General features: G+C 64.5%; 19 protein-coding genes. 9 read left to right on the top strand and 10 right to left on the bottom strand.

Features of this window, described 5'->3' with window-relative positions; translation table 11 throughout:
* Positions 1-93 precede the first annotated feature (93 nt).
* The 8 genes from P9217_RS05970 to P9217_RS06005 all read left to right on the top strand — a co-directional run bounded on the left by P9217_RS05970 (position 94) and on the right by P9217_RS06005 (position 7,215).
* Positions 94-990 (top strand): sugar ABC transporter permease, encoded by an 897-nt coding sequence (locus P9217_RS05970; RefSeq protein WP_095776286.1) that lies wholly within the window; start codon positions 94-96, stop codon positions 988-990.
* A 3-nt stretch (positions 991-993) separates the two neighbouring features.
* Positions 994-1,836 (top strand): carbohydrate ABC transporter permease, encoded by an 843-nt coding sequence (locus P9217_RS05975; RefSeq protein ID WP_278086424.1) that lies wholly within the window; start codon positions 994-996, stop codon positions 1,834-1,836.
* Between the two features lie 63 nt (positions 1,837-1,899).
* Positions 1,900-2,721, top strand: coding sequence for a sugar phosphate isomerase/epimerase (locus tag P9217_RS05980; RefSeq protein WP_095801123.1), 822 nt, complete (start codon positions 1,900-1,902; stop codon positions 2,719-2,721).
* 4 nt (positions 2,722-2,725) lie between these two features.
* Positions 2,726-3,802 carry a Gfo/Idh/MocA family oxidoreductase gene (locus tag P9217_RS05985; RefSeq protein WP_278086423.1) on the top strand — a complete coding sequence of 359 codons (1,077 nt, stop codon included), beginning with the start codon at positions 2,726-2,728 and terminating at the stop codon, positions 3,800-3,802.
* The gene (locus tag P9217_RS05990; RefSeq protein WP_278086422.1) at positions 3,802-4,620 is read left to right on the top strand and encodes a sugar phosphate isomerase/epimerase; all 819 of its coding nucleotides are present in this window, start codon (positions 3,802-3,804) and stop codon (positions 4,618-4,620) included. The genes P9217_RS05985 and P9217_RS05990 overlap by 1 nt, the downstream gene beginning before the upstream one ends.
* On the top strand, positions 4,620-5,438 hold the full coding sequence (locus tag P9217_RS05995) for an alpha/beta hydrolase (protein WP_278086421.1): 819 nt from the start codon (positions 4,620-4,622) through the stop codon (positions 5,436-5,438). Before P9217_RS05990 ends, P9217_RS05995 begins: the two co-directional genes overlap by 1 nt.
* Positions 5,435-6,157 (top strand): ribulose-phosphate 3-epimerase, encoded by a 723-nt coding sequence (locus tag P9217_RS06000; protein ID WP_278086420.1) that lies wholly within the window; start codon positions 5,435-5,437, stop codon positions 6,155-6,157. The genes P9217_RS05995 and P9217_RS06000 overlap by 4 nt, the downstream gene beginning before the upstream one ends.
* The gene (locus P9217_RS06005) at positions 6,157-7,215 is read left to right on the top strand and encodes an ROK family protein (RefSeq protein ID WP_278086419.1); all 1,059 of its coding nucleotides are present in this window, start codon (positions 6,157-6,159) and stop codon (positions 7,213-7,215) included. The genes P9217_RS06000 and P9217_RS06005 overlap by 1 nt, the downstream gene beginning before the upstream one ends.
* Here the strand turns inward: P9217_RS06005 and P9217_RS06010 are convergent.
* Complete coding sequence (locus tag P9217_RS06010) at positions 7,181-7,738, bottom strand: hypothetical protein (protein ID WP_245307625.1); 558 nt, start codon at positions 7,736-7,738, stop codon at positions 7,181-7,183. The two genes, P9217_RS06005 and P9217_RS06010, sit on opposite strands and share 35 nt — an antisense overlap.
* 221 nt (positions 7,739-7,959) lie before the next feature.
* Here P9217_RS06010 and P9217_RS06015 point away from each other — a divergent pair, with 221 nt between their 5' ends.
* Positions 7,960-8,916 (top strand): LysR family transcriptional regulator, encoded by a 957-nt coding sequence (locus tag P9217_RS06015; protein ID WP_278086418.1) that lies wholly within the window; start codon positions 7,960-7,962, stop codon positions 8,914-8,916.
* A 189-nt stretch (positions 8,917-9,105) separates the two neighbouring features.
* Here P9217_RS06015 and P9217_RS06020 read toward each other — a convergent pair whose 3' ends face one another.
* The 9 genes from P9217_RS06020 to tssH all read right to left on the bottom strand — a co-directional run bounded on the left by P9217_RS06020 (position 9,106) and on the right by tssH (position 18,857).
* The gene (locus P9217_RS06020) at positions 9,106-9,813 is read right to left on the bottom strand and encodes a GntR family transcriptional regulator (RefSeq protein WP_066989406.1); all 708 of its coding nucleotides are present in this window, start codon (positions 9,811-9,813) and stop codon (positions 9,106-9,108) included.
* Between the two features lie 118 nt (positions 9,814-9,931).
* A complete protein-coding gene (locus P9217_RS06025) occupies positions 9,932-10,678 on the bottom strand; it encodes an aspartate/glutamate racemase family protein (RefSeq protein ID WP_095823899.1) in 747 nt (248 codons plus the stop codon).
* A gap of 11 nt (positions 10,679-10,689) precedes the next feature.
* Positions 10,690-11,412, bottom strand: a complete 723-nt coding sequence (locus tag P9217_RS06030; RefSeq protein ID WP_066989044.1) for an ABC transporter ATP-binding protein — start codon at positions 11,410-11,412, stop codon at positions 10,690-10,692.
* The gene (locus P9217_RS06035; protein ID WP_278086417.1) at positions 11,409-12,188 is read right to left on the bottom strand and encodes an ABC transporter ATP-binding protein; all 780 of its coding nucleotides are present in this window, start codon (positions 12,186-12,188) and stop codon (positions 11,409-11,411) included. Before P9217_RS06035 ends, P9217_RS06030 begins: the two co-directional genes overlap by 4 nt.
* 3 nt (positions 12,189-12,191) lie before the next feature.
* A complete protein-coding gene (locus P9217_RS06040; RefSeq protein WP_095776296.1) occupies positions 12,192-13,172 on the bottom strand; it encodes a branched-chain amino acid ABC transporter permease in 981 nt (326 codons plus the stop codon).
* A gap of 7 nt (positions 13,173-13,179) precedes the next feature.
* Positions 13,180-14,046 (bottom strand): branched-chain amino acid ABC transporter permease, encoded by an 867-nt coding sequence (locus P9217_RS06045; RefSeq protein WP_095800998.1) that lies wholly within the window; start codon positions 14,044-14,046, stop codon positions 13,180-13,182.
* Between the two features lie 81 nt (positions 14,047-14,127).
* The gene (locus P9217_RS06050) at positions 14,128-15,330 is read right to left on the bottom strand and encodes an ABC transporter substrate-binding protein (protein ID WP_095823900.1); all 1,203 of its coding nucleotides are present in this window, start codon (positions 15,328-15,330) and stop codon (positions 14,128-14,130) included.
* A 281-nt stretch (positions 15,331-15,611) separates the two neighbouring features.
* A complete protein-coding gene (locus P9217_RS06055) occupies positions 15,612-15,884 on the bottom strand; it encodes a hypothetical protein (RefSeq protein ID WP_278086416.1) in 273 nt (90 codons plus the stop codon).
* Between the two features lie 132 nt (positions 15,885-16,016).
* Positions 16,017-18,857: a type VI secretion system ATPase TssH gene (tssH, locus tag P9217_RS06060; protein ID WP_278086415.1), complete on the bottom strand. Its 2,841-nt coding sequence runs from the start codon at positions 18,855-18,857 to the stop codon at positions 16,017-16,019.
* Between the last annotated feature and the right edge of the window lie 95 nt (positions 18,858-18,952).

Genomic DNA, 18,952 nt, shown 5'->3' on the forward strand with positions numbered 1-18,952 from the left:
CCTGACTTCGGGCAGGCCACCCGGCCACAACGGATCGGTGGACCCGTGTTCCGAAGCTCACCTTCTCTTGAAGGCGTATTTCAAGGTTGGCACATGACCCCGCAGAAGCGCTCCCATCACAGACTGAAACGAGCGGTCGCACCCTATCTCTATCTGTCGCCCTCGCTCCTCATAATCGGTCTTCTGATGCTGCTGCCGATGGTGACGGTGATTGCCTATTCGTTCCAGAACAGCGCGGTGCTGCGCCGTGACCCATCCTTTGCCGGACTGAAACACTACCAGGCGATCTTTGCCGATCCGGTGTTTTGGGCTTCGCTGTGGCACACGCTCTACTTCACTTGCATGAGTGTCGTTTTCCACATGACCATCGGCATGGTCTTCGCACTCATGCTGAACAGCGACCGCATCAATCCGACGCTGCGCAATATTCTGCGCGTGCTCTACATACTGCCTTGGCTGTTCACTGCGGTGATTATCGCCGTGATCTGGCGCCTCCTGCTTGAGCCGAACGGGGTCGTGAACAGCATTCTCATGCAGATGGGCATCATCGGTTCCAAGGTCGAGTGGTTTTCCTCGCCCGAGACCGCGCTGCACGCCGTCACCTTCGCCAATATCTGGGCGGGGTACCCGCTTTTCATGGTCAGCCTGCTCGCAGGCCTGCAGGGCATTCCCAAGGATTTCTACGAGGCCGCCGATATCGACGGCGCCAAGGCCTACCAGAAGCTGATCTTCATCACGATCCCGCAGTTGATGCCCATCATCATCAGCATCTCGCTGCTCGACTTCATCTGGACCATGCAGGTCTTCCCATTGATCTGGATAACGACGGGCGGTGGTCCGATCTACTCGACCGAGGTCCTCAGCACCTACACCTATAAGCTGGCGTTTTCGAGCTACAACCTGTCTCAGGCGTCGGCGAGCGCTGTGGTCATCCTGCTGATCTCGCTTGGCCTGACGCTGTTCTACATCCGTTATCAAAAGGCTCGGTAGTCCATGAGGAAAAGGCACACGCCGAAAGACAAGCTGATCACCGTCGCGCTCCATGTAGTGCTTGTCGCGGGGCTCTTTTTCGCGGCCTTCCCGATCTACTGGATGCTCAGCAGCTCGTTCAAATCGAATACCGAGATCTTTGCCCTGCCACCAACCATCCTGCCGAAGGCCTTCACGCTGGAAGCGTACGCAGCCATCGTTGGCGACCCGGTAAAGCTGCGCTTCTTCTTCAACAGCTACTTCGTGGCGGCAGCGGTGACCGTGCTGACGGTGCTGATCGCCTTGCTGGCGGCCTACGGGTTCAGCCGCTTCAACTTTCGCGGCAAGGGCAGCCTGAACACACTCATCATCAGCACGCAGACGATTCCGCCGATCACGCTTCTCATCCCCTTCTTCGGGCTTGTCGTCTCATATGGCATCTTTGACACCTATATCGCGCTGATCCTGACTTACCTGGTGTTTACGCTGCCCTACGCGATCCTGCTGATGACGGGATATCTCAACACCTTGCCCCGCGATCTCGATGAAGCGGTGGCTGTCGACGGCGGCACCAGTTGGACAGCGCTTTGGCGGGTGATCGTCCCGATCTCGCTGCCTGGTATCGTGGCGACGTCTGTCTACACCTTCCTGTTATGCTGGAACGAATTTCTCTTTGCGCTGACGCTGACCAAGTCGACGTCCATGCGCACCGTGCCGATCGGCATCCAGCTGTTGATGGGGCAGCACGCCTTCGAATGGAACCAGATGATGGCGATGAGCGTGCTCGGCTCGTTACCGCTTTTGCTCATCTACCTCGTTGCCCAGAGATTCTTCCTCGCAGGCATGACCGCGGGCTCGGTCAAGTAGGACGTCCCTCCCATGAAGACGCAGAGCGACACCAAGGAATGGGCGGTATCAAGGAATGAAAGAATGAACGTGAAAGACCTCAAAGTCGGCTGCCAGACTTTTACCTGGGAGATGCTCGGCGACCGTTTTGGCGGCGGCCCGGACGATCTCATCAAGGCGATTTCCGACGGCGGCTATGCCGGCATCGAGATCACCGACACGATGATCGGTCGCTATGCCGGCAAGCCTGCGGAGTTCGCCGCCGCGTTGAAGGCATCCGGCCTCATGCTGGTCTCGTTCGCCTTCGGCTCGAAGAGCGGCTTCACGCTCAAGGAGAAAATCGGCGAGGACCTCGAAACCGCCGGTCGCTGGATCGACTTCGCCGCCGCCTTTCCGGGAGCGCTGGTGTCGATGGGCTCGGCAACCGTCGTCTCCGACGGCCCGCGCGACCACAAATTCGCCATCGCCGCCGAGGTCTACAACAAGGCCGGCGAACTTGGGCGCAAGGCCGGCGTGCAGGTGGCTGTGCATCCGAGCTCGCATCACAACACGCTGCTCTTCGACCGCGCCGATTATGACCGCATCTTCTCCCTGCTTGACCCATCGCTGGTCGGCTGGGTGCCGGACACCGGACACATCTTGCGCGGCCGTCAGGACATGGCCGATACGCTCACCACCTATCGCGACCGCATTCGCTATGTGCATCTGAAAGACGTCGATGCCAACGGCAGTTGGGCGATGCTCGGCCAGGGTGTCTGCGACACGGCTAAGGTGATCGAGATCGCAAGCGCCGCGCCCAACTTCAACGGCTGGCTGGTGCTGGAGGAGGAATCCGAAACCGCCGCCGCCGATCCGGCTGGCGCGGTGAAGACCAATCGCCAGACCATGCGCGGCTACGGGGCTTGAGGCGATGATCCGCAAACAAGACCGTCGTCTTCGTGTCGGTGTGCTCGGCTGCGGGCCGATCGCGCAGTTCGCGCATCTGGAATCCTGCGTGAAGGCGGCCAATGCCGACCTCTACGCGATCTGCGACGCGGCGCCCGACCTGCTTGCGCGCATGAGCGCCACCTACGAGCCGCAAAAAATGTATGGCGACTATGACGAGATGCTCGCCGACCCCAAGTTGGAGGCGGTGATCGTCGCGACGTCCGACGCCTACCACGTGCCGATGTCGATCAGGGCGCTCGAAGCAGGCAAGCACGTGCTTTGCGAAAAGCCGATCGGCATTTCCGTCGAAGAAGGCGAGAGGCTGGCGGAAGCGGTCAAGCGCTCCGGCAAGGTGCTTCAGGTCGGGCATATGAAGCGCTTCGACCCGGCGCTGGAGGCGGCGCGCGATTTCGTGCGCGACGAGATGGGCGATATCCTGGCGCTGAAGGCCTGGTATTGCGATTCCACCCATCGCTACACCAATACCGACGCCGTGCAGCCGCTGCCCGTCACCAGCAAGCTGGCGAGGAAGCCGGCCGGCAATCCGAAGGCGGACCTGAGACAGTATTTCATGCTGGCGCATGGCTCGCATCTGGTCGACACGGCGCGCTTCCTGTGCGGCGACATCACCGCCGTGCGCGCGCGGCTCAACGAACGCTTCGGCGCTTATTGCTGGTTCGTCGAGACGGAGTTCGCCAATGGCGCGCTCGGCCATCTCGACCTGACCGTTGCGGTGCGCATGGACTGGCACGAGGGCTTCCAGCTCTATGGCGAGAACGGCTCGGTGATCGCGAAGACCTTCAATCCCTGGTATTTCCGCGCCAGCGAGGTCGACATTTTTCATGAGAAGGACGCGACGTCGCGCAAGCCGCTCGGCGCCGACGGCCACTTCTTCCGCCGCCAACTGGAAGGCCTCGCCGACACGGTGCTCAACGGCGCGCCGCAGCGCGGCGCTACCGTGGAGGACGGGCTCGCTTCGATCCGCGCCATGGTGGCGATCGCCCGCTCGGTCGAAAGCGGCCAGCGCGTTGAGCTCGCCGGCGTCACCGGAGCGATCTGATGCAGGTCGGGGTGTTCGCCAAGATTTTTCCAGGCGGCGAGCCGGCCGGCGTGCTCGCCGCCGTTCGCGAAGCGGGCTTCGCAGTCACCCAGTTCAACCTTGGCTGCGCCGGCCTGCCGTCGATGCCGGACGATGTTCCCGACGCGACGATCCGCGCCATCGACGCAGCGGCCAAGGCTAGCGGCGTCGGTCTCGTCGCGCTGTCGGGAACCTACAACATGGCGCATCCGGACAGCCGGGTGCGCGATGACGGGCTGCGGCGGCTCGGGGTGGTCATTGAGGCAGCCGCCAGGCTTTCGATCCCGCTGGTGACACTGTGCACCGGAACGCGCAACGCCGAGGAACAATGGGCGCACCACCCCGACAATGCCGATCCCTCGGCTTGGGCCGACATGGCGCGGGAAATGGAGAAGGCGCTTCAGCTCGCCGAGCACCACGGCGTCGATCTCGGCATCGAGCCGGAGCAAGCCAACATCGTCACCTCCGCCGATGACGCCGCGCGGCTGATTTCCGAAATGGGTTCGAACCGGCTGCGCATCGTGCTCGACCCCGCCAATCTGTTCGAGCGAGCGAATGCCGACGAGGCACGCGGCATCGTTGCCGAAGCGGTCGAGCGCACGGCGGGTCATGTCGCGCTTGCGCACGCCAAGGACCGTTTCGCCGATGGGCGCTTCGCCACGGCCGGACGAGGCGTGGTCGACTTCGACGACTTCGTCGCTCGCCTGAGGGTCACAGGCTTCGACGGACCGCTGGTGACGCACGGGCTTTCGGCCGAGGAAGCGCCGGGCGTCGCCCGCTTCCTCAAGGGGCTTATGTGATGGGCACGCTGCTGCGCGACGGTGCCACGCTGCATATGACCGACACCGGCGAAGGCCTGGCGGTCGTCTTTCAGCATGGGCTCGGCGGCGGCGAGGCGCAGGTCGCGCAGACTTTCCCCGCAGGCTTCCGGCGCATCACGCTGGAATGCCGCGGGCATGGCGGCTCTGGGCTTGGCAAGCGGCGGCCGTTCTCGTTCGAAATCTTCGCTGACGATGTGCTTGCCGCTGCCGATCGTGCCGGCCTCGACCGCTTCGTTGCCGGCGGCGTCTCGATGGGCGCCGCGATCGCGCTTCGCCTCGCCTGCCGTCATCCGCGGCGCGTCGCCGCCCTGGTCCTGGTGCGGCCGGCATGGACGTTTTCGCCGGCACCGCAGAACATGCAGCCGATCACCGAGGCCGCCGAGCTCATCCTGGAACACGGGGCCGACAAAGGGCGGACGATCTTCGCACGATCGGACACGGCCACGCGGCTCTACCGCGAGGCGCCCGACAATCTGTCCTCGCTGCTCGGCTATTTCGACCGGCCCGACGCCAAGGAGTTCGCGCAAGTGCTCGCCGACATCGCCGGCGACGGTCCAGGCGTTTCCGACCGCGACGTCGCGGCGCTCGACATTCCTGCGCTGGTCGTCGGGAACGCGATGGACGCGGTGCATCCGCTGTCGAGCGCCTACACGCTTGCCGCCGCGATGCCCCGCGCGGTCTTCGCCGAAATCACGCCGAAGGCGCGCAACAGCGCCAGACATTTCATCGAACTGCACGAGCAGATCAGTTCCTTCCTCCAGTCCAACTCGAATGCCCGGAGCCTCATTCCGTCATGACCGCCAAACCCGTCTCCGGACCTGCGGCAATAGCCGCACTGCCGCGCAACCGGCTTATCGGCGAATTCTCGCTGTGGTCGGCGGATCTCGCCAATATGGAGCGCGACCTGAAGCGCATCGAAGCCCATGTCGATCTGCACCATATCGACGTGGCGGATGCCCGCTTCACGCCAAGCTTCCTTTTCTTCCCCGACATGGTGGCGCGCATCGCCAGGCTGACGGCGAAGCCGATCCACGTCCATCTGATGGTCGAGGCCGAGATCGTCGAGGCTCAGACGCGCCAGTTCATCGAGGCTGGTGCCGATCTCGTAACCATCCATGCCGAGAATGGCGCGGCAGGCTTGCGCGCCGTGAAGCTGGCGCGTGAGCTCGGCGCGGAGGCCGGCGTGGTGCTGCGGCTGGAGACGCCCCTTGAAGCAATCGAGCCCTTCCTGCCACGCGTGGCCTTCGTGACGCTGCTCGGCACCTCGATCGGGGTCAAGGGACAGAGCCTGTCCGAGCAGGCCTGCCCAAGGCTGACCGAGGCTCGCGCGCTGATGAGGAAGGCCGGCCGCGAGGCCGACATCCGGCTCGCCGCCGATGGCGGCATCCGCCATGAGACGGTGCCGCTGCTGCGCGCCGCCGGCGCCGACACGGTGGTGCTGGGCTCGCTCGCTTTCGGCGATCCCGATCTCGCCCAGCGCATGGCCTGGCTGCATGGACTGAAGGCCGCCGCCTGATGAGCACGATCGCCCTTGCCTTCGATCTCGGCGGCACGGAACTGCGCGGCGCGCTGGTCGAGCGCAGCGGCGAAGTCGTTAAGCGCGTCTCGGCGCCGACGCTTGCCGGCGCCGGATCGGAAGCGGTCATCGGCCAGATCAGCGCGCTTGCGGACAGGCTGCTTAAAGAACACCCGCAGGCAAAGGTCAGCGGCATCGGCATGTGCGCGCCGGGGCCGCTCGACCCCAAGGCAGGCATCGTCATCGGGCCGCCGACGCTCGCCGGCTGGCACAACGTGCCGCTGATCGACATCCTCAGCCGCCAGTTCGGCTTGCCGGTACGGCTGGAGAACGACGCCAATGCCGCGGCGCTCGGCGAGTGGCGTTTCGGCGCCGGCCGCGGCGCGGGCTCGCTGGTGTTCGTCACCGTCTCGACCGGCATCGGCGGCGGCGTGGTTGCTGATGGCCACATCTACCATGGAAGGCGCGGGCTCGCGGCCGAGATCGGCCACATGACGATCACCGGCGAAGGCGACCGCTGTTTCTGCGGCAACGTCGGCTGCTTCGAGGCCGTTGCTTCCGGCACCGCGCTCGGGCGCCGGGCGACGCGGCTTACCAAGCCAGGCGACGGCTCGGTGCTCAGACGTCTTTCCGACGACGGCGACGTCTCGGCCCGGCATGTCGTGGATGCCGCGCGCGCCGGCGACGCGGCCGCCTGCGAACTGGTCGAGACCGAGGCGAAATGGCTGGGCATCGGCTTCACCAATCTCCTGCATCTCTATTCGCCGGACCTGATCGTCATGGGGGGCGGCCTCGCAAACGGGTTCGATCTGCTGGCGCCGGGCATCAGGGCGACGGTCGAGGAACGCGCCATGCAAGCCTATCGCGACGTGCCGATCGTGCCGGCCGAGCTCGGCGATCGCGCCGGGCTGGTCGGCGCGGCAAGCCTGATCCTGTGGGAGGGCGAGCCGGGAACGGCGCTGGCGATGGTGCAGAATGAGCAAACGAAGCTCGGCGAAACGACCGGCGCTTCGGCCCGATCGATCATCGAACGGATGAAGGAGAGCGAAGGGAACTGAGACCGCCCGCCTTCCTATTGTCCGCGCCCGGCTCGGTCTTGGGCTGAGGTCGCGCCAGAAGATAAAGGGCGGCCACGTGCGTAATCATCAGCAGGGGCACATAGATGATCGGGATCGCGTATGCGGCGCCCAGCTGCCCGGCCTGCTCGGGCAGATGAAGCACGGTGCCGTGATAGTAGTCGCCGACGAGGTCGACTATTCCCACCAGATTGAAGGCCGCGACGGACGGCCAGAAGATCGAGGACCGCTTCACGCCAAGCAGCGCCAGCATGGCCAGCAGCCCGGTCGCGAAATCGCCATAGGCGGCAAAGACCGCGAAGTCCGCCGGGAGATTCGGGCCAACCACGCCCGGAACCAGGAAGACCAGCCCGAAGAAGCGGAAGCTGTGCAGCGTCGCGATAGCGCGCTGCGCCTCGACGCGGTCCATGAGCCTGAGCCTCGGCCAGATATAGGCGCCGAAGCAGAGCAGCCACGGGACGTAGCCCAGGACGAGATGGATGTTGAAGATCGTCGCCGGCGTCATACTTGCCTCCCGTTAGAGATTGGCTGGAACGGCTTCGAATACCGCCTTCAGGATACCGAGACGGCCTTCCAACAGAGATTTAGCGAAGGCGGCGGCCCCGACGCCCGCAACCGCACGCGATCCAAATCGTCCGTCATTGCCACTTCCCTCCAGCCTTCCAATCGACAACACAGATACGACCGCTTTGTGCCGGGAACTATCCGCGATAATCTCAATGGGTCATGAAGCAAAACTTCACAGTCCGGCATGGCGCCCTCGACGGCGTCGAGGCGTTCCTGAGCGTCGCCAGGCATCGCAATTTCCGCAAGGCGGCGGCGGAGCTCGGCGTCACGCCATCGGCGATCAGCCAGGCGGTGCGGACATTGGAAGCTCGCATCGGCGCCGCGTTGTTCGTCCGCACGACACGCAGCGTCGGCCTGACCGAAGCCGGCGAGCGTTTTTTCTCGCGTGCCCGGCCAGCCTTCGAGGAATTGGTAGCAGCAAGCGAGGTCGCGCGCGAAGTCGGCCAGCGGCCGGCTGGGCTTTTGCGCCTGTCGGTACCGCCTGCGGTGGTGCCGACGCTGCTGGAGCCGATGATCGCGTCCTTCTGCCAGGCCTATCCCGAGATCGAGCTGGAGATCGTCGCTAGCGGCGAGCTGGCGGACCTCGCAGCCGAGGGATTCGACGCCGGTATCCGGCTCGGCGACCTCATCGCGGCCGACATGGTCGCGGTTCGACTGACGCCGTCCTTCCCGATGGTGGTCGTCGGCAGTCCCGACTATCTACGCCAGCGAACAACGCCGGAGCGCATCGAGGATCTGCGCCACCATGCCTGCCTGCGCCTGCGCCGATCGAACGGTTCGGTCGCGCCGTGGCGCTTCGCCAAAGGCAACAAGGCGGTCGAGGCAATCGTTTCCGGGCCGTTCATTGCACACGACTATCCCACGCTGCTTGGCGCTGCGATCCAGGGCGCCGGGCTTGCCCAGGTGCCAAGCCCGATTGCCGCCGCGGCGCTCGCGGACGGGCGCCTCGAGGCGCTGCTTTCGGCCTTCGCTGCGACATCGCCGGGTGTCTTCCTCTACTATCCGGAAAAACATCAGGTCCTGCCCAAACTGCGCGCCTTCATCGATCACATCAGGCATCGAGGCGGCGCCGAGACCTCCCGAAAACGGCCGAGGGAACGGCAGACTCAGGCCTAACGCATCAGCCGACCTGGCAGCGATCAGCGACTGGATGGGGCGGCGATAGCGCAGGCCGGCGTCAAAGTATCGGTGGTGCGGCTTCAGCAGGTGCATGACACGGTGAAGCAAGGCCTGATCACGCCGCGGGTCGCGCTGACCTCGCGCCAGGGGTGTCAGCCTATCTTGGCCTAACCGGGCTCGCTTCCTTCAGGCGCGGAGCAGATCAGCGAGGCTGTCGGACTTCTCGACCTTGTCGGTAAGATCGAGCCCCGAGAGCAGATCGACCAGATGGCTGTTCATCAGCGCCGCGGCGTCGGCGCTGTCGCCGGCTTCAATGGCGTCGACCAACGCGTGATGGGCATGTTTCTCGCAGGTCGCGTCGCGGCGTTTCCAGTAGAGCGCGATGATCAGCGAGGAATGCGAGACGAGGTCGCGCACGAAGTTGGTGAATACCGAATGCGCCGCGATCTCGGCGATGCCGACATGGAAGCGCGCCGACAGCATGATGGCGTCGCTGTCGCGACCGGCATGCAGCGCCTCATGCTCCTTCTCCAGGTGCATTCGCAATTGCGCGATGTCGGAGGGCACCGCCGCCTTGGCGGCGAGCGCCGCCACCTTGGGCTCGATCAGCGCCCTCGCCTCGAACACTTCGCGCGCCTCGATCTTCGAGGGCTGCGCGACGAAGGCGCCGCGGTTGGGCTCCAGCCGCGCCAGCCGGTCATGCGCAAGGGCCTGCAAGGCGGCGCGGACGACGGTGCGGCTCACCGAATAGATCGACGCCAGTTCGTCCTCCGGCAGCTTGGTGCCCGGGGCGAGACGATGGCTGACGATGGCGTCTCTCAGCCCATAGTAGATCGGCGACCAGCGCGCTGCCGGCTTGTCGTCGCGATCGTCTTCTCTGAGTACCGTCAACATGCTTTCAATGCGCAGGCCCGACGCGGCCCGCTCTGCCCCCAAATCGCCAGCGGCCGGTCCAATCTAATGGCGCTCGCGCCCCGGTCAATCCCGCGGGACCGATCTCCCGGGGCCACGTTTACCCAGGCGAACCGGCGCCCGGGGGAGACGCCGAAGCGAAGATACCCGCGAAACGCTTGCCTCGCGGGGCGGCATAGCCGCCGATCTTCGATGTCTTCAAGCCGACCTTGAACAGGCTCTCGGCCAGGGTGACGGCGCAGACGACGCCGTCAAGCACCGGAACGCCATGCTCTTGCGACAGGCTGTGCGCAAGGTCGGCCATGCCGGCGCAGCCCAGCACGATCGCCTCGGCGTGATCCTCGCGAATGGCGCGCGCGATCTCGTCCGAGATCCGATGCCTGGCGTTCGACCCTGGCCGTTCAAGCTCGAGCACGGCGACTTCCGACGAGCGCACTTTGGCGCAGCGCGAGGAAAGACCGTATTTCGCAAGGTTGTGCTCGATGGCGGGGACTGAGCGGGCGAGCGTGGTGACGACGCTGAACTTGCCGGCGACAAGGCTGGCGAGATGGAAGGCCGCCTCGCCGATGCCGATGACCGGCGCTTCGGTCGCGCAGCGCGCGGCGTCGAGCCCGGTATCGTCGAAGCAGGCGATCACATAGGCATCCGCCGCCGGCGCCTTGCTCATCTCGGCAATGATGCCCGGTACGGCGAACACCTCGTCGAAATAGCCCTCGATGCTCGGCGGACCATCGGCCGGATTGACAGCGACGATCTCGGTTCCTGAGGACGCGACGCTTGTCGCCGCCTTGCCGATCTTGCCGGTCATCGAAGCGGTCGTGTTGGGGTTGATGACGAGTATGCGCATGGAAATCAGCCTCAGATCTCGCCGCCGAGATAAAGACGCTTGACCCGGTCGTCGCTCAGCAGTTCGGCGGAGTTGCCGCTCAGGGCGACGCTGCCGGTGGTCAGCGCATAGGCGCGCTGCGAAATGCGAAGCGCCATGCGGGAATTCTGCTCGACCAACAGAACGCTGACCTTCTCGTCGCGGTTGATGGCGACAATCGAGCGGGCGATGTCCTGGACAAGTTTTGGCGCGACTCCGAGCGACGGCTCGTCGAGCAGCAAAAGCTTCGGCTTGGCCATCAGCGCGCGGCCGATGACCAGCATTTGCTGTTCGCCGCCGCTCATCGTGCCGGCAGCTTGGGAGAAGCGCTCCTTCAGCCGGGGAAAGCGCCCCAGCACCATCTCCAACGTCGCCGCGATCTCGGCCTTGCTCGAGCGCGTGAAGGCACCCATCAAAAGGTTGTCCCTGACCGTCATATAGGGAAAGACGCGGCGCCCTTCCGGCACCATGGCGATGCCCATCTTGACGATCTCGTCTGGAGCGGCACCGTCGATGCGCTTGCCGCTGTAGTGGATCTCTCCGGACCTTATCCGGTTGAGCCCGGTAATGGCGCGCAGGATCGACGACTTGCCGGCGCCGTTGGCGCCGATCAGCGCGACGGTCTCGCCCTCATTGACCTCGAGCGAGACGCCCTTCAGCGCATATACGTGATCGTAATAGAGTTCGACGCCGGCGAAGTTCAGGATCTGGTTCATAGCCCGATCGCCTCGTCTTCGCTGCCGAGATAGGCTTCGATGACCTTCTCGTTGGCCTGGATTTCCGACGGTGTTCCCTCGGCGATCTTCTGCCCGAAATTGAGCACCACGATACGGTCCGAGATCTTCATCACGGCCGGCATGTCGTGCTCGACGAGCAGGATGGTGAGGCCGAGATCGCGCAGGCGCCGCACCATCGCCACCATGCGCATCGTCTCGTCGTGATTCATGCCGGCAAAGGGCTCGTCGAGCAGCAGGATCGAGGGATCGGTGGCAAGGCCGATAGCGATGCCCAGCGCCCGCAAATGGCCATGTGGCAGGTTGCGGGCGATCTCACTGGCAAGCGAAGCCAGGCCGAGCAGCGCCAGGATCTCGTCGGCGGACTGGCCGAAAGCCGCTTCGTCGGCCTTGGCCGTGCCGGTGCCGAGAAAGAAGCCGACGAGGCTCGCCTTCGAGCGCAGATGATGCGCGATAATGACGTTGTCGCGCACGCTCATGTTCTTGAAGATCGTCGTTTCCTGGAAGGTGCGCACGACGCCCTTGCGCGCGGCGATATGCGGCGCCATGCCGGAGATGCGTTCACCCTTCAGGCGGACCTCGCCGGACGTTGGCCTGAGGAACGACGAGATCAGCTTGAACAGCGTCGATTTGCCGGCGCCGTTCGGACCAATGACCGAGAGAATCTCCTGCTCGCGCACCGAGAAGGAGACGTTGTTAACCGCGACGAGACCGCCGAAGCGCTTGGTGATGCCGGAAACTTCGAGCATTTCGGCCATGGCTCAAGCCTTCTTCCGGGTCGGAACCGTGAGGCTGAGCAGGCCGTTTGGCAGCACCAGCATCAAAACGATCATCAGGCCGGAATAGATCAGGAGCTGGAATTGGCCGGTCTGGAACAAGAGGTCCCAGCCGAAATAGAGCACCAGCGTGCCGAGCATCGGACCGAACACGTAGCCGAGGCCGCCGAGGAAGCAGTTCAGCATGAAGTTGACGGAATCGGTGACCGTGAAGCTCGACGGATAGATCGACTGCGAGATGGCGGCGAAGATGGCGCCGGCGAGACCGCCGAAGAAGGAGGACACCGCATAGGCGATGACGCGCAGATAGGCGATGTTGACGCCGATCGAGGAGGCGAGTTCCTCGTTCTGCTGCAGCGACTGGCAGAGCTTGCCGATGCGCGAGTTGACCAGCCGATACATCACCGCGAAGCAGCCCACCATCAGCGTGACCGCCAGCAGGTAGAACGCGAGCCGCGAATTCTGCAGCGTGGCGAAGTCCGGGATGATGGTCAGCCCGAAGACCGAGAGCGCACCGGGCAGCGGGATGCTGACGATGCCCTTGGCGCCGTTGGTGATCGGCAGCGCCAGCGCCAAGAGCCGCACGACCTCGGTCAGAACCAGCGTCACCATGGCGAAATAGACGCCGCGCAACCGCAGGATCGGCAGACCGATCAGCACGCTCGCGCCGGCGCAGAAGAGACCCGCGACAGGCAGCGTCAGCCAGAACGACCAGCCGTGGTTCATCACCAGTATGGCCGAGACATAGCCGCCCATCAGCGCATAGGCGCCCTGGCCGATATTGATGCGACCGATGTAGAAGGTGAGCCACACGCCGGCGCTGGCGATGCTGAGCAGCGCCACCGAAGTCAGCGTGTAGTAGAGGTCGATGCGGCCGCTGGCCGAGATCGCGGCCGGCACGGCGATGAAGACGATCGCCAGGAAGGCTGCGACCGAAGCGATCTTCATGTTGCGATTGCGGGTCATGGCGCGATCAACCCCACGGCTTGCCCATCAGCCCGTTGGGGCGGATCGACAGAAACACCATCAGGGCGGCGAAGATGACGAGGTAGGTGACGTCGCCATATTCGCGCAGCGCGGTCAGGCCGACCGATTCCATCATGCCGAGGATGAAGCCGCCGGCGATCGCGCCGCCGACGACGCCGGCGCCGCCGATCATCACCATCAGGAAGGCCTTGATCGAGATCGGGCCGCCAATGCCGGAATTGACGCCGGTGATGGTGACCAGCAGGCCGCCGACAACGCCCGCCAGCATGGCACCGAGCGCGAAGCCGATCATGGAATAGCGGTCGACCCTGACACCCATCAGCTGGGCCGCGACCCGGTCCTGGGCGAGCGCGCGCATGGCGCGGCCGACCCGGCTGTACTGCATGTAAAGGACAAAGGCGGCGATGAAGACGATGGCCAGAGCGCCAACAACCAGGCGGTCATAAGGCATGATGATGCCGGCTTCGTTGAAGACGCCCTTGACGATCTTGGGAACGCCGCGCTGCTTCTCACCGAACATGAGCAGGATAACGGCGTCGAAGAAGAAGGCCGTGGCCGCGGCGAGCAGCATGGTGCTCTCCTCGCGGTGACTGCGGCGGATGACCGTTCGAAAGAGGAACTTCTCCATCAGCGCGCCGATGACGGCAAGCGTCACACCGGAGGCCAGCAGCGCCACCACGAAAGGCAGGCCGAGTTGGCCGTAGACGGTGTAGGTGATGAACCCGCCCAGAACGTACATCTGCCCGTGGGCGAAATTCAGCACGTTCATCAGGGCGAAGATCAGGGTTAGCCCGAGCGCGATCAGCGCGTACTGGGCGCCGAGATACAATCCGTTGGCGATGACCTGTTCCATGGATCCCTTCGATCTTCCGCGGGGTCCGAGCATCGCCCGGACCCCCGGCATTCGGGAGGAAGTAACCTTAGGAACCCAAACCTAGTCGACGGAGCCGACGAACAGGGTCTGGAAAGCGCCGTCCTTGTATTCGTTGACCACCATCGGCACGGCTAGCTGACGCTTCTGGCCGAAGGAGGTCGCGCCGACATAGCTCAGCTTGGCGTCGCCCTTGAGGAAGGGGTTGGGCGCCGAGAAGGTGTCCATGGTCTTCTTGAATTCGTCGACATTGTTGATGGCGGCCGGATTGGCCTTCATCGTCTCGATGATGTACTCCAAAGCGTAAACCTTGGTATTCGACTCGTCGTTATACTCGCCGAACATCTTGGTGTAGCGGGCGACGAACTCCTTCATCTCGTCGGAAGCGATCTCCGGCGTCGAGGCACCGCCGACGGAGATGAAGCCGTTGGCGTATTCGCCGGCGCCCTCCTCCAGAACCTTGGCGTCCTGCGCCGTCTCGGTCGAGATCAGGCCCTCGAAGCCGAGCTCGCGGGCGGCGCGGATGAGCAGCGGCGCGTTGGCCGGCGCCACGCCGGACAGCACCAGCAGATCGGGCTTCAGCGCGACGATCGGGGTCAGCACCGGCGTGAAGTCGCGGGTGTCGTTCTGGTACGTGTCGTTCTGCGCGACGACGTCGAGCCCGAGCGCCTTGGCCGCCTCGACGCCGCTGTCACGCTGGCTGAGCGGGTCGGATTCGTTCGCGGCGACAAAGGCGATCGTCTTCACGCCCTTGTTTTCCTTGAGGTATTTATAGATCGCCGGGCCCGACTGGTAGTTGGCGATCATGCCGAGCACGGCGTTCGAGGCCGGCTTCTGGTAGAGCGCCTTCGGGAAGGCGTAGGGGAAATAGATGATGCCGTTGGCCTCGGCGACAGGGCGCACCGCAGCAGCGCCGTCATCGACATTGGGTCCGACGACATAGTGGATGCCCTCCTGCGCCATCTTCTCCATGCCGGCGATGGCGCGCTTGGGATCCTTCTGGTCGTCGAAGGTGACGATGTTGATGTTGTAGGTGTCGTCGCCGATCTTGACGCCGCCTTTTTCGTTGAGCCAGGCGGCGCGCGTCTGCATCGAGCGCACATTGGACGTGCCCCAGGCGGCGGCGGGACCGCTGGTGACACCAACAAAGCCGATCTTCAGTTCCTTGTTTTCAGCCTGCGCGGACGGGATGCCTATGGCGGCCATGGCCAGGGTCGAGACGGCGCCAAGCACCAGCGATTTCAAAGTCGAGCGTCGGTTGATCATATCGGTTCCCTTCTGGTTATCGCGCTTTTGTTTTTGCTCATTGGCTGCGCGGATAGCCTATGGGAAGCCGCCTGGGACAGATTGTCAACAGATTTCTTTGTTATTGTATACAATGTTTGGGCTGAATGTGTGCGACGGCAGAGCGGCCCAACCGCGGGGCAGGCTGAGGACTGGCTGTCCGAACGGCCAGCCACCTCGGCGAACGATCAGTTCGCGGCATGATCAATGGGGCGGTCGCGGCTTGCCGACGGCTGGCCCGTACGAATGGCGCGGGGCAGACCTCATTTTCCGCAGTGATGGTCGTTGATTTTGTTCAGCGCGTTCGCGTCCGGCCCCCTCCGGTGGTACGAACATGCGCCCGCCGCCGAAGTGACCAGCATGGCGTCATAGTAGCGCGGTCCGCCGAACAGGATGTCGATGAGGTCGCCTTCGGCCGGAACGTAGCGCTCCTGCTCGACCGGGCGCTTGAGCTGCCGGTCGCCGGCGAACGTCGCGGCGGACACGCCAATGGCCGTGGCCAGAACGAGAGCGGAGATCGCAAGGTTTTTCGTCATCGGCGGCACCCTTCCGGCCATTCGAATCAGCAGCATATCCAAAATCGGCAGCGGAGCAAAAGTTCCCCGACTCCACATTCAAAATAGCTTGGCCCGATTGGGCGCTACACTCCTTCCCCGGAGTTGCTGCGGCTACTCGAAGGAGTAGGTAAAACCTTCCTTGGACGCGCCGACGGTGACCTTCGTCATCTTCGCGCCCTCCAGCGAGCGGTTGAGCACGCCGCGGCTGAGCTCCGGCAGCAGCGTGTTGGTGAGGATGGCGTCGATCATGCGGCCGCCGGACTCGATCTCGGTGCAGCGCGCCTTGACCAGATCCATGACGCCGTCGCCGATGACCAGTTCGGCATCGTTGGTTGCTTTAAGCCGCCGCGCGATCTTGCCGAACTGATGGCGGGCGATCGCCTCGATCATCGAATCCGACAGTGGATAATAGGGTATGGTGACCACCCGACCGAGGAAGGCGGCCGGAAAAACTTTCAGCAGCGGCGTGCGCAGGGCCGCGTCGAGATCGTCAATGCCGGTCCGCACGGTGCCGCTCTTGGTGCGGTCCATGATGACGTCGGAGCCGACATTCGAGGTGAGCAGGATCAGCGTGTTCTTGAAATCGATGCGCCGGCCCTCGCTGTCGTCCATCATGCCCTTGTCGAAGACCTGGAAGAAGATTTCGTGGACGTCCGGATGCGCCTTCTCGACCTCGTCGAGCAGGATCACCGAATAGGGTTTGCGCCGCACCGCCTCGGTCAGGATGCCGCCCTTGCCGTAACCGACATAGCCGGGCGGCGCGCCCTTGAGCGTCGAGACGGTATGCGCTTCCTGGAACTCGGACATGTTGATCGAGATCAGGTTCTGCTCGCCGCCATAAAGCGTCTCGGCAAGCGCCAGCGCGGTCTCGGTCTTGCCGACGCCGGAGGGGCCGCAGAGCAGGAATACGCCGACCGGCTTTTCCGGCGCGCCAAGGCCGGCGCGGCTGGTCTGGACACGTTTGGCGATCATCTCCATCGCGTGATCCTGGCCGACCACGCGTTCCGAAAGGGTCGCGGCCAGCCTGAGCGCTTTCTCGGTCTGGCTGGACAGCATCCGACCGGTCGGGATGCCGGTCCAGTCCTGCACCACGGCGGCGACCGCATTGCGATCGACCGAAGGCAGGATCAGCGGCGTCTCGCCCTGCGCCGCGGCAAGCTCCGCCATCAGCTCGCGCAGCCGCGCGAGATCGGCAGACGAACCGGCCGATCCCTCGGCGATCGTCTCTCCGACGACCGCCTCGGGTTCGACCGCCTCGCCCTTCGCCGCCTTGGCTTTCGAGCCCTTGGATTTCGCGGGCTTGGTTTCAGCCGCCTTGCTCTCGGGCGCCTTTGCTTCGGGAGTTTCGGACGCAGCCGGCTCAGCCGCTACGGTTTCCTCCCCGGCCTCTCCCCCCGCCGCATCGAGCGGCACGCCTTCACCGCGCAGTTTAGCGCGCAGGTCAAGAATCTCGGCGACCAGTGCTTTCTCGCGATCCCAGCGCGCCTGGGCGGCGGCTAAGGTGGTCTCGGTTTCCGCCAGCCCGGCATCGACGCGAGCCTGACGGTCGGCGACCTCGATGCCGATCGCCGCCTCGCGGCCGATGATGCCGCTCTCGACCTCCAGAGCCTGGCGGCGGCGCAGAATGTCTTCGACCTCGGCCGGCGTCGCATGCTGCGAGACCGCGACGCGGGCGCAGGCGGTGTCGAGCAGGCTGACGGCCTTGTCCGGCAGTTGCCTGGCCGGAATGTAGCGGTGCGAGAGCGCGACCGCCGCCTCGATCGCCTCGTCCAGTATCTGGACCTTGTGGTGCTGCTCCAGGACGCCGGCGACGCCGCGCAGCATCAGCACGGCCACAGCTTCCGACGGCTCCTCGATCTTGACCACCTGGAAGCGGCGCGTCAGCGCCGGGTCCTTCTCGATATGCTGCTTGTATTCGGCCCAGGTCGTGGCGGCTATGGTGCGCAGCTCGCCGCGCGCCAGCGCCGGCTTCAAAAGATTTGCGGCGTCGCCGGTGCCCGCGGCACCGCCGGCGCCGATCAGCGTATGCGCCTCGTCGATGAACAGGATGACCGGCATCTCGGAAGCCTGAACCTCGTCGATAACCGCCTTCAGCCGCTTCTCGAACTCGCCCTTTACGCTGGCGCCCGCCTGCATCAGCCCGACATCGAGCATGCGCACGCTGACATTCTCAAGCGTCGGCGGCACGTCGCCCTGGGCGATGCGGAGCGCAAATCCTTCGACCACCGCCGTCTTGCCGACGCCGGCCTCGCCGGTCAGGATCGGGTTGTTTTGGCGGCGACGCATGAGGATGTCGACGATCTGCCGGATTTCCGGGTCGCGGCCGACGACCGGATCGATCTTGCCGTCGCGGGCGCGCAGCGTGAGGTCGGTCGCGTATTTGGCCAGCGCCGAATCTCCGCCCGGACCGCGCTTCATCGGCTGTTCGGCGGCGGCAGAGGCGGGAGGTGTGCCGGCTTCGAGCGAGCCTTCGGTGACATCGGCGAAACGGGAAACGACGCCGTCGGCATCGATTTTGTCGAATTCGGCGCTGATTTTCGACACCAGGCCTTCCAGTACCGGCGTCCTCAGGCAGGCCAGCAGGATATGGGCGCTGCGCACCTCCTCGCCGCCGAACTCCAGCGTCGCCAGGTTCCAGCCTTCCTGGATGGCGTGGAAGATGTGATCGGAGAATTCCTCGACGGAGGTCGCGCCGTAAGGCAGCTTGTCGATGGCCCGGGTCATGTCAGCCGTCAGCCGGCTGACGTCCAACCCGGCATCGGCGATGATCATCTGCACGTCCGAGCGCTCGGACAGCACCAGTTGCTGGATGAAGTGGACGAGCTCCACATAAGGATTGCCGCGCAGCTTGGCCGTGTCGGCCGCGGCCTTGAAGGCGCGCACCCCCGTGGCGTTGAGCTTGGCGACCAGTTCCTTACGCTTGAAGCTCTGCGATGACCGGCGCTGTTCCATTCGAACCTGCTCCCGCAATCTGCCAACCGTACCCTGCCATATAAGCGGCGGCTTGACAAAGCCGTGTGACGGATAAGGCGTTTGGATCCATCCGG

Source organism: Mesorhizobium sp. WSM4989, assembly GCF_029625795.1.
Lineage (GTDB): Bacteria > Pseudomonadota > Alphaproteobacteria > Rhizobiales > Rhizobiaceae > Mesorhizobium.

Bases quoted from the DNA above. Each gene is read 5' to 3' on its own strand.
- P9217_RS05970 (WP_095776286.1), top strand. From the start codon at position 94: ATGACCCCGCAGAAGCGCTCCCATCACAGACTGAAACGAGCGGTCGCA.
- P9217_RS05975 (WP_278086424.1), top strand. From the start codon at position 994: ATGAGGAAAAGGCACACGCCGAAAGACAAGCTGATCACCGTCGCGCTC.
- P9217_RS05980 (WP_095801123.1), top strand. From the start codon at position 1,900: ATGAACGTGAAAGACCTCAAAGTCGGCTGCCAGACTTTTACCTGGGAG.
- P9217_RS05985 (WP_278086423.1), top strand. From the start codon at position 2,726: ATGATCCGCAAACAAGACCGTCGTCTTCGTGTCGGTGTGCTCGGCTGC.
- P9217_RS05990 (WP_278086422.1), top strand. From the start codon at position 3,802: ATGCAGGTCGGGGTGTTCGCCAAGATTTTTCCAGGCGGCGAGCCGGCC.
- P9217_RS05995 (WP_278086421.1), top strand. From the start codon at position 4,620: ATGGGCACGCTGCTGCGCGACGGTGCCACGCTGCATATGACCGACACC.
- P9217_RS06000 (WP_278086420.1), top strand. From the start codon at position 5,435: ATGACCGCCAAACCCGTCTCCGGACCTGCGGCAATAGCCGCACTGCCG.
- P9217_RS06005 (WP_278086419.1), top strand. From the start codon at position 6,157: ATGAGCACGATCGCCCTTGCCTTCGATCTCGGCGGCACGGAACTGCGC.
- P9217_RS06010 (WP_245307625.1), bottom strand. From the start codon at position 7,738: ATGACGCCGGCGACGATCTTCAACATCCATCTCGTCCTGGGCTACGTC.
- P9217_RS06015 (WP_278086418.1), top strand. From the start codon at position 7,960: ATGAAGCAAAACTTCACAGTCCGGCATGGCGCCCTCGACGGCGTCGAG.
- P9217_RS06020 (WP_066989406.1), bottom strand. From the start codon at position 9,813: ATGTTGACGGTACTCAGAGAAGACGATCGCGACGACAAGCCGGCAGCG.
- P9217_RS06025 (WP_095823899.1), bottom strand. From the start codon at position 10,678: ATGCGCATACTCGTCATCAACCCCAACACGACCGCTTCGATGACCGGC.
- P9217_RS06030 (WP_066989044.1), bottom strand. From the start codon at position 11,412: ATGAACCAGATCCTGAACTTCGCCGGCGTCGAACTCTATTACGATCAC.
- P9217_RS06035 (WP_278086417.1), bottom strand. From the start codon at position 12,188: ATGGCCGAAATGCTCGAAGTTTCCGGCATCACCAAGCGCTTCGGCGGT.
- P9217_RS06040 (WP_095776296.1), bottom strand. From the start codon at position 13,172: ATGACCCGCAATCGCAACATGAAGATCGCTTCGGTCGCAGCCTTCCTG.
- P9217_RS06045 (WP_095800998.1), bottom strand. From the start codon at position 14,046: ATGGAACAGGTCATCGCCAACGGATTGTATCTCGGCGCCCAGTACGCG.
- P9217_RS06050 (WP_095823900.1), bottom strand. From the start codon at position 15,330: ATGATCAACCGACGCTCGACTTTGAAATCGCTGGTGCTTGGCGCCGTC.
- P9217_RS06055 (WP_278086416.1), bottom strand. From the start codon at position 15,884: ATGACGAAAAACCTTGCGATCTCCGCTCTCGTTCTGGCCACGGCCATT.
- tssH (WP_278086415.1), bottom strand. From the start codon at position 18,857: ATGGAACAGCGCCGGTCATCGCAGAGCTTCAAGCGTAAGGAACTGGTC.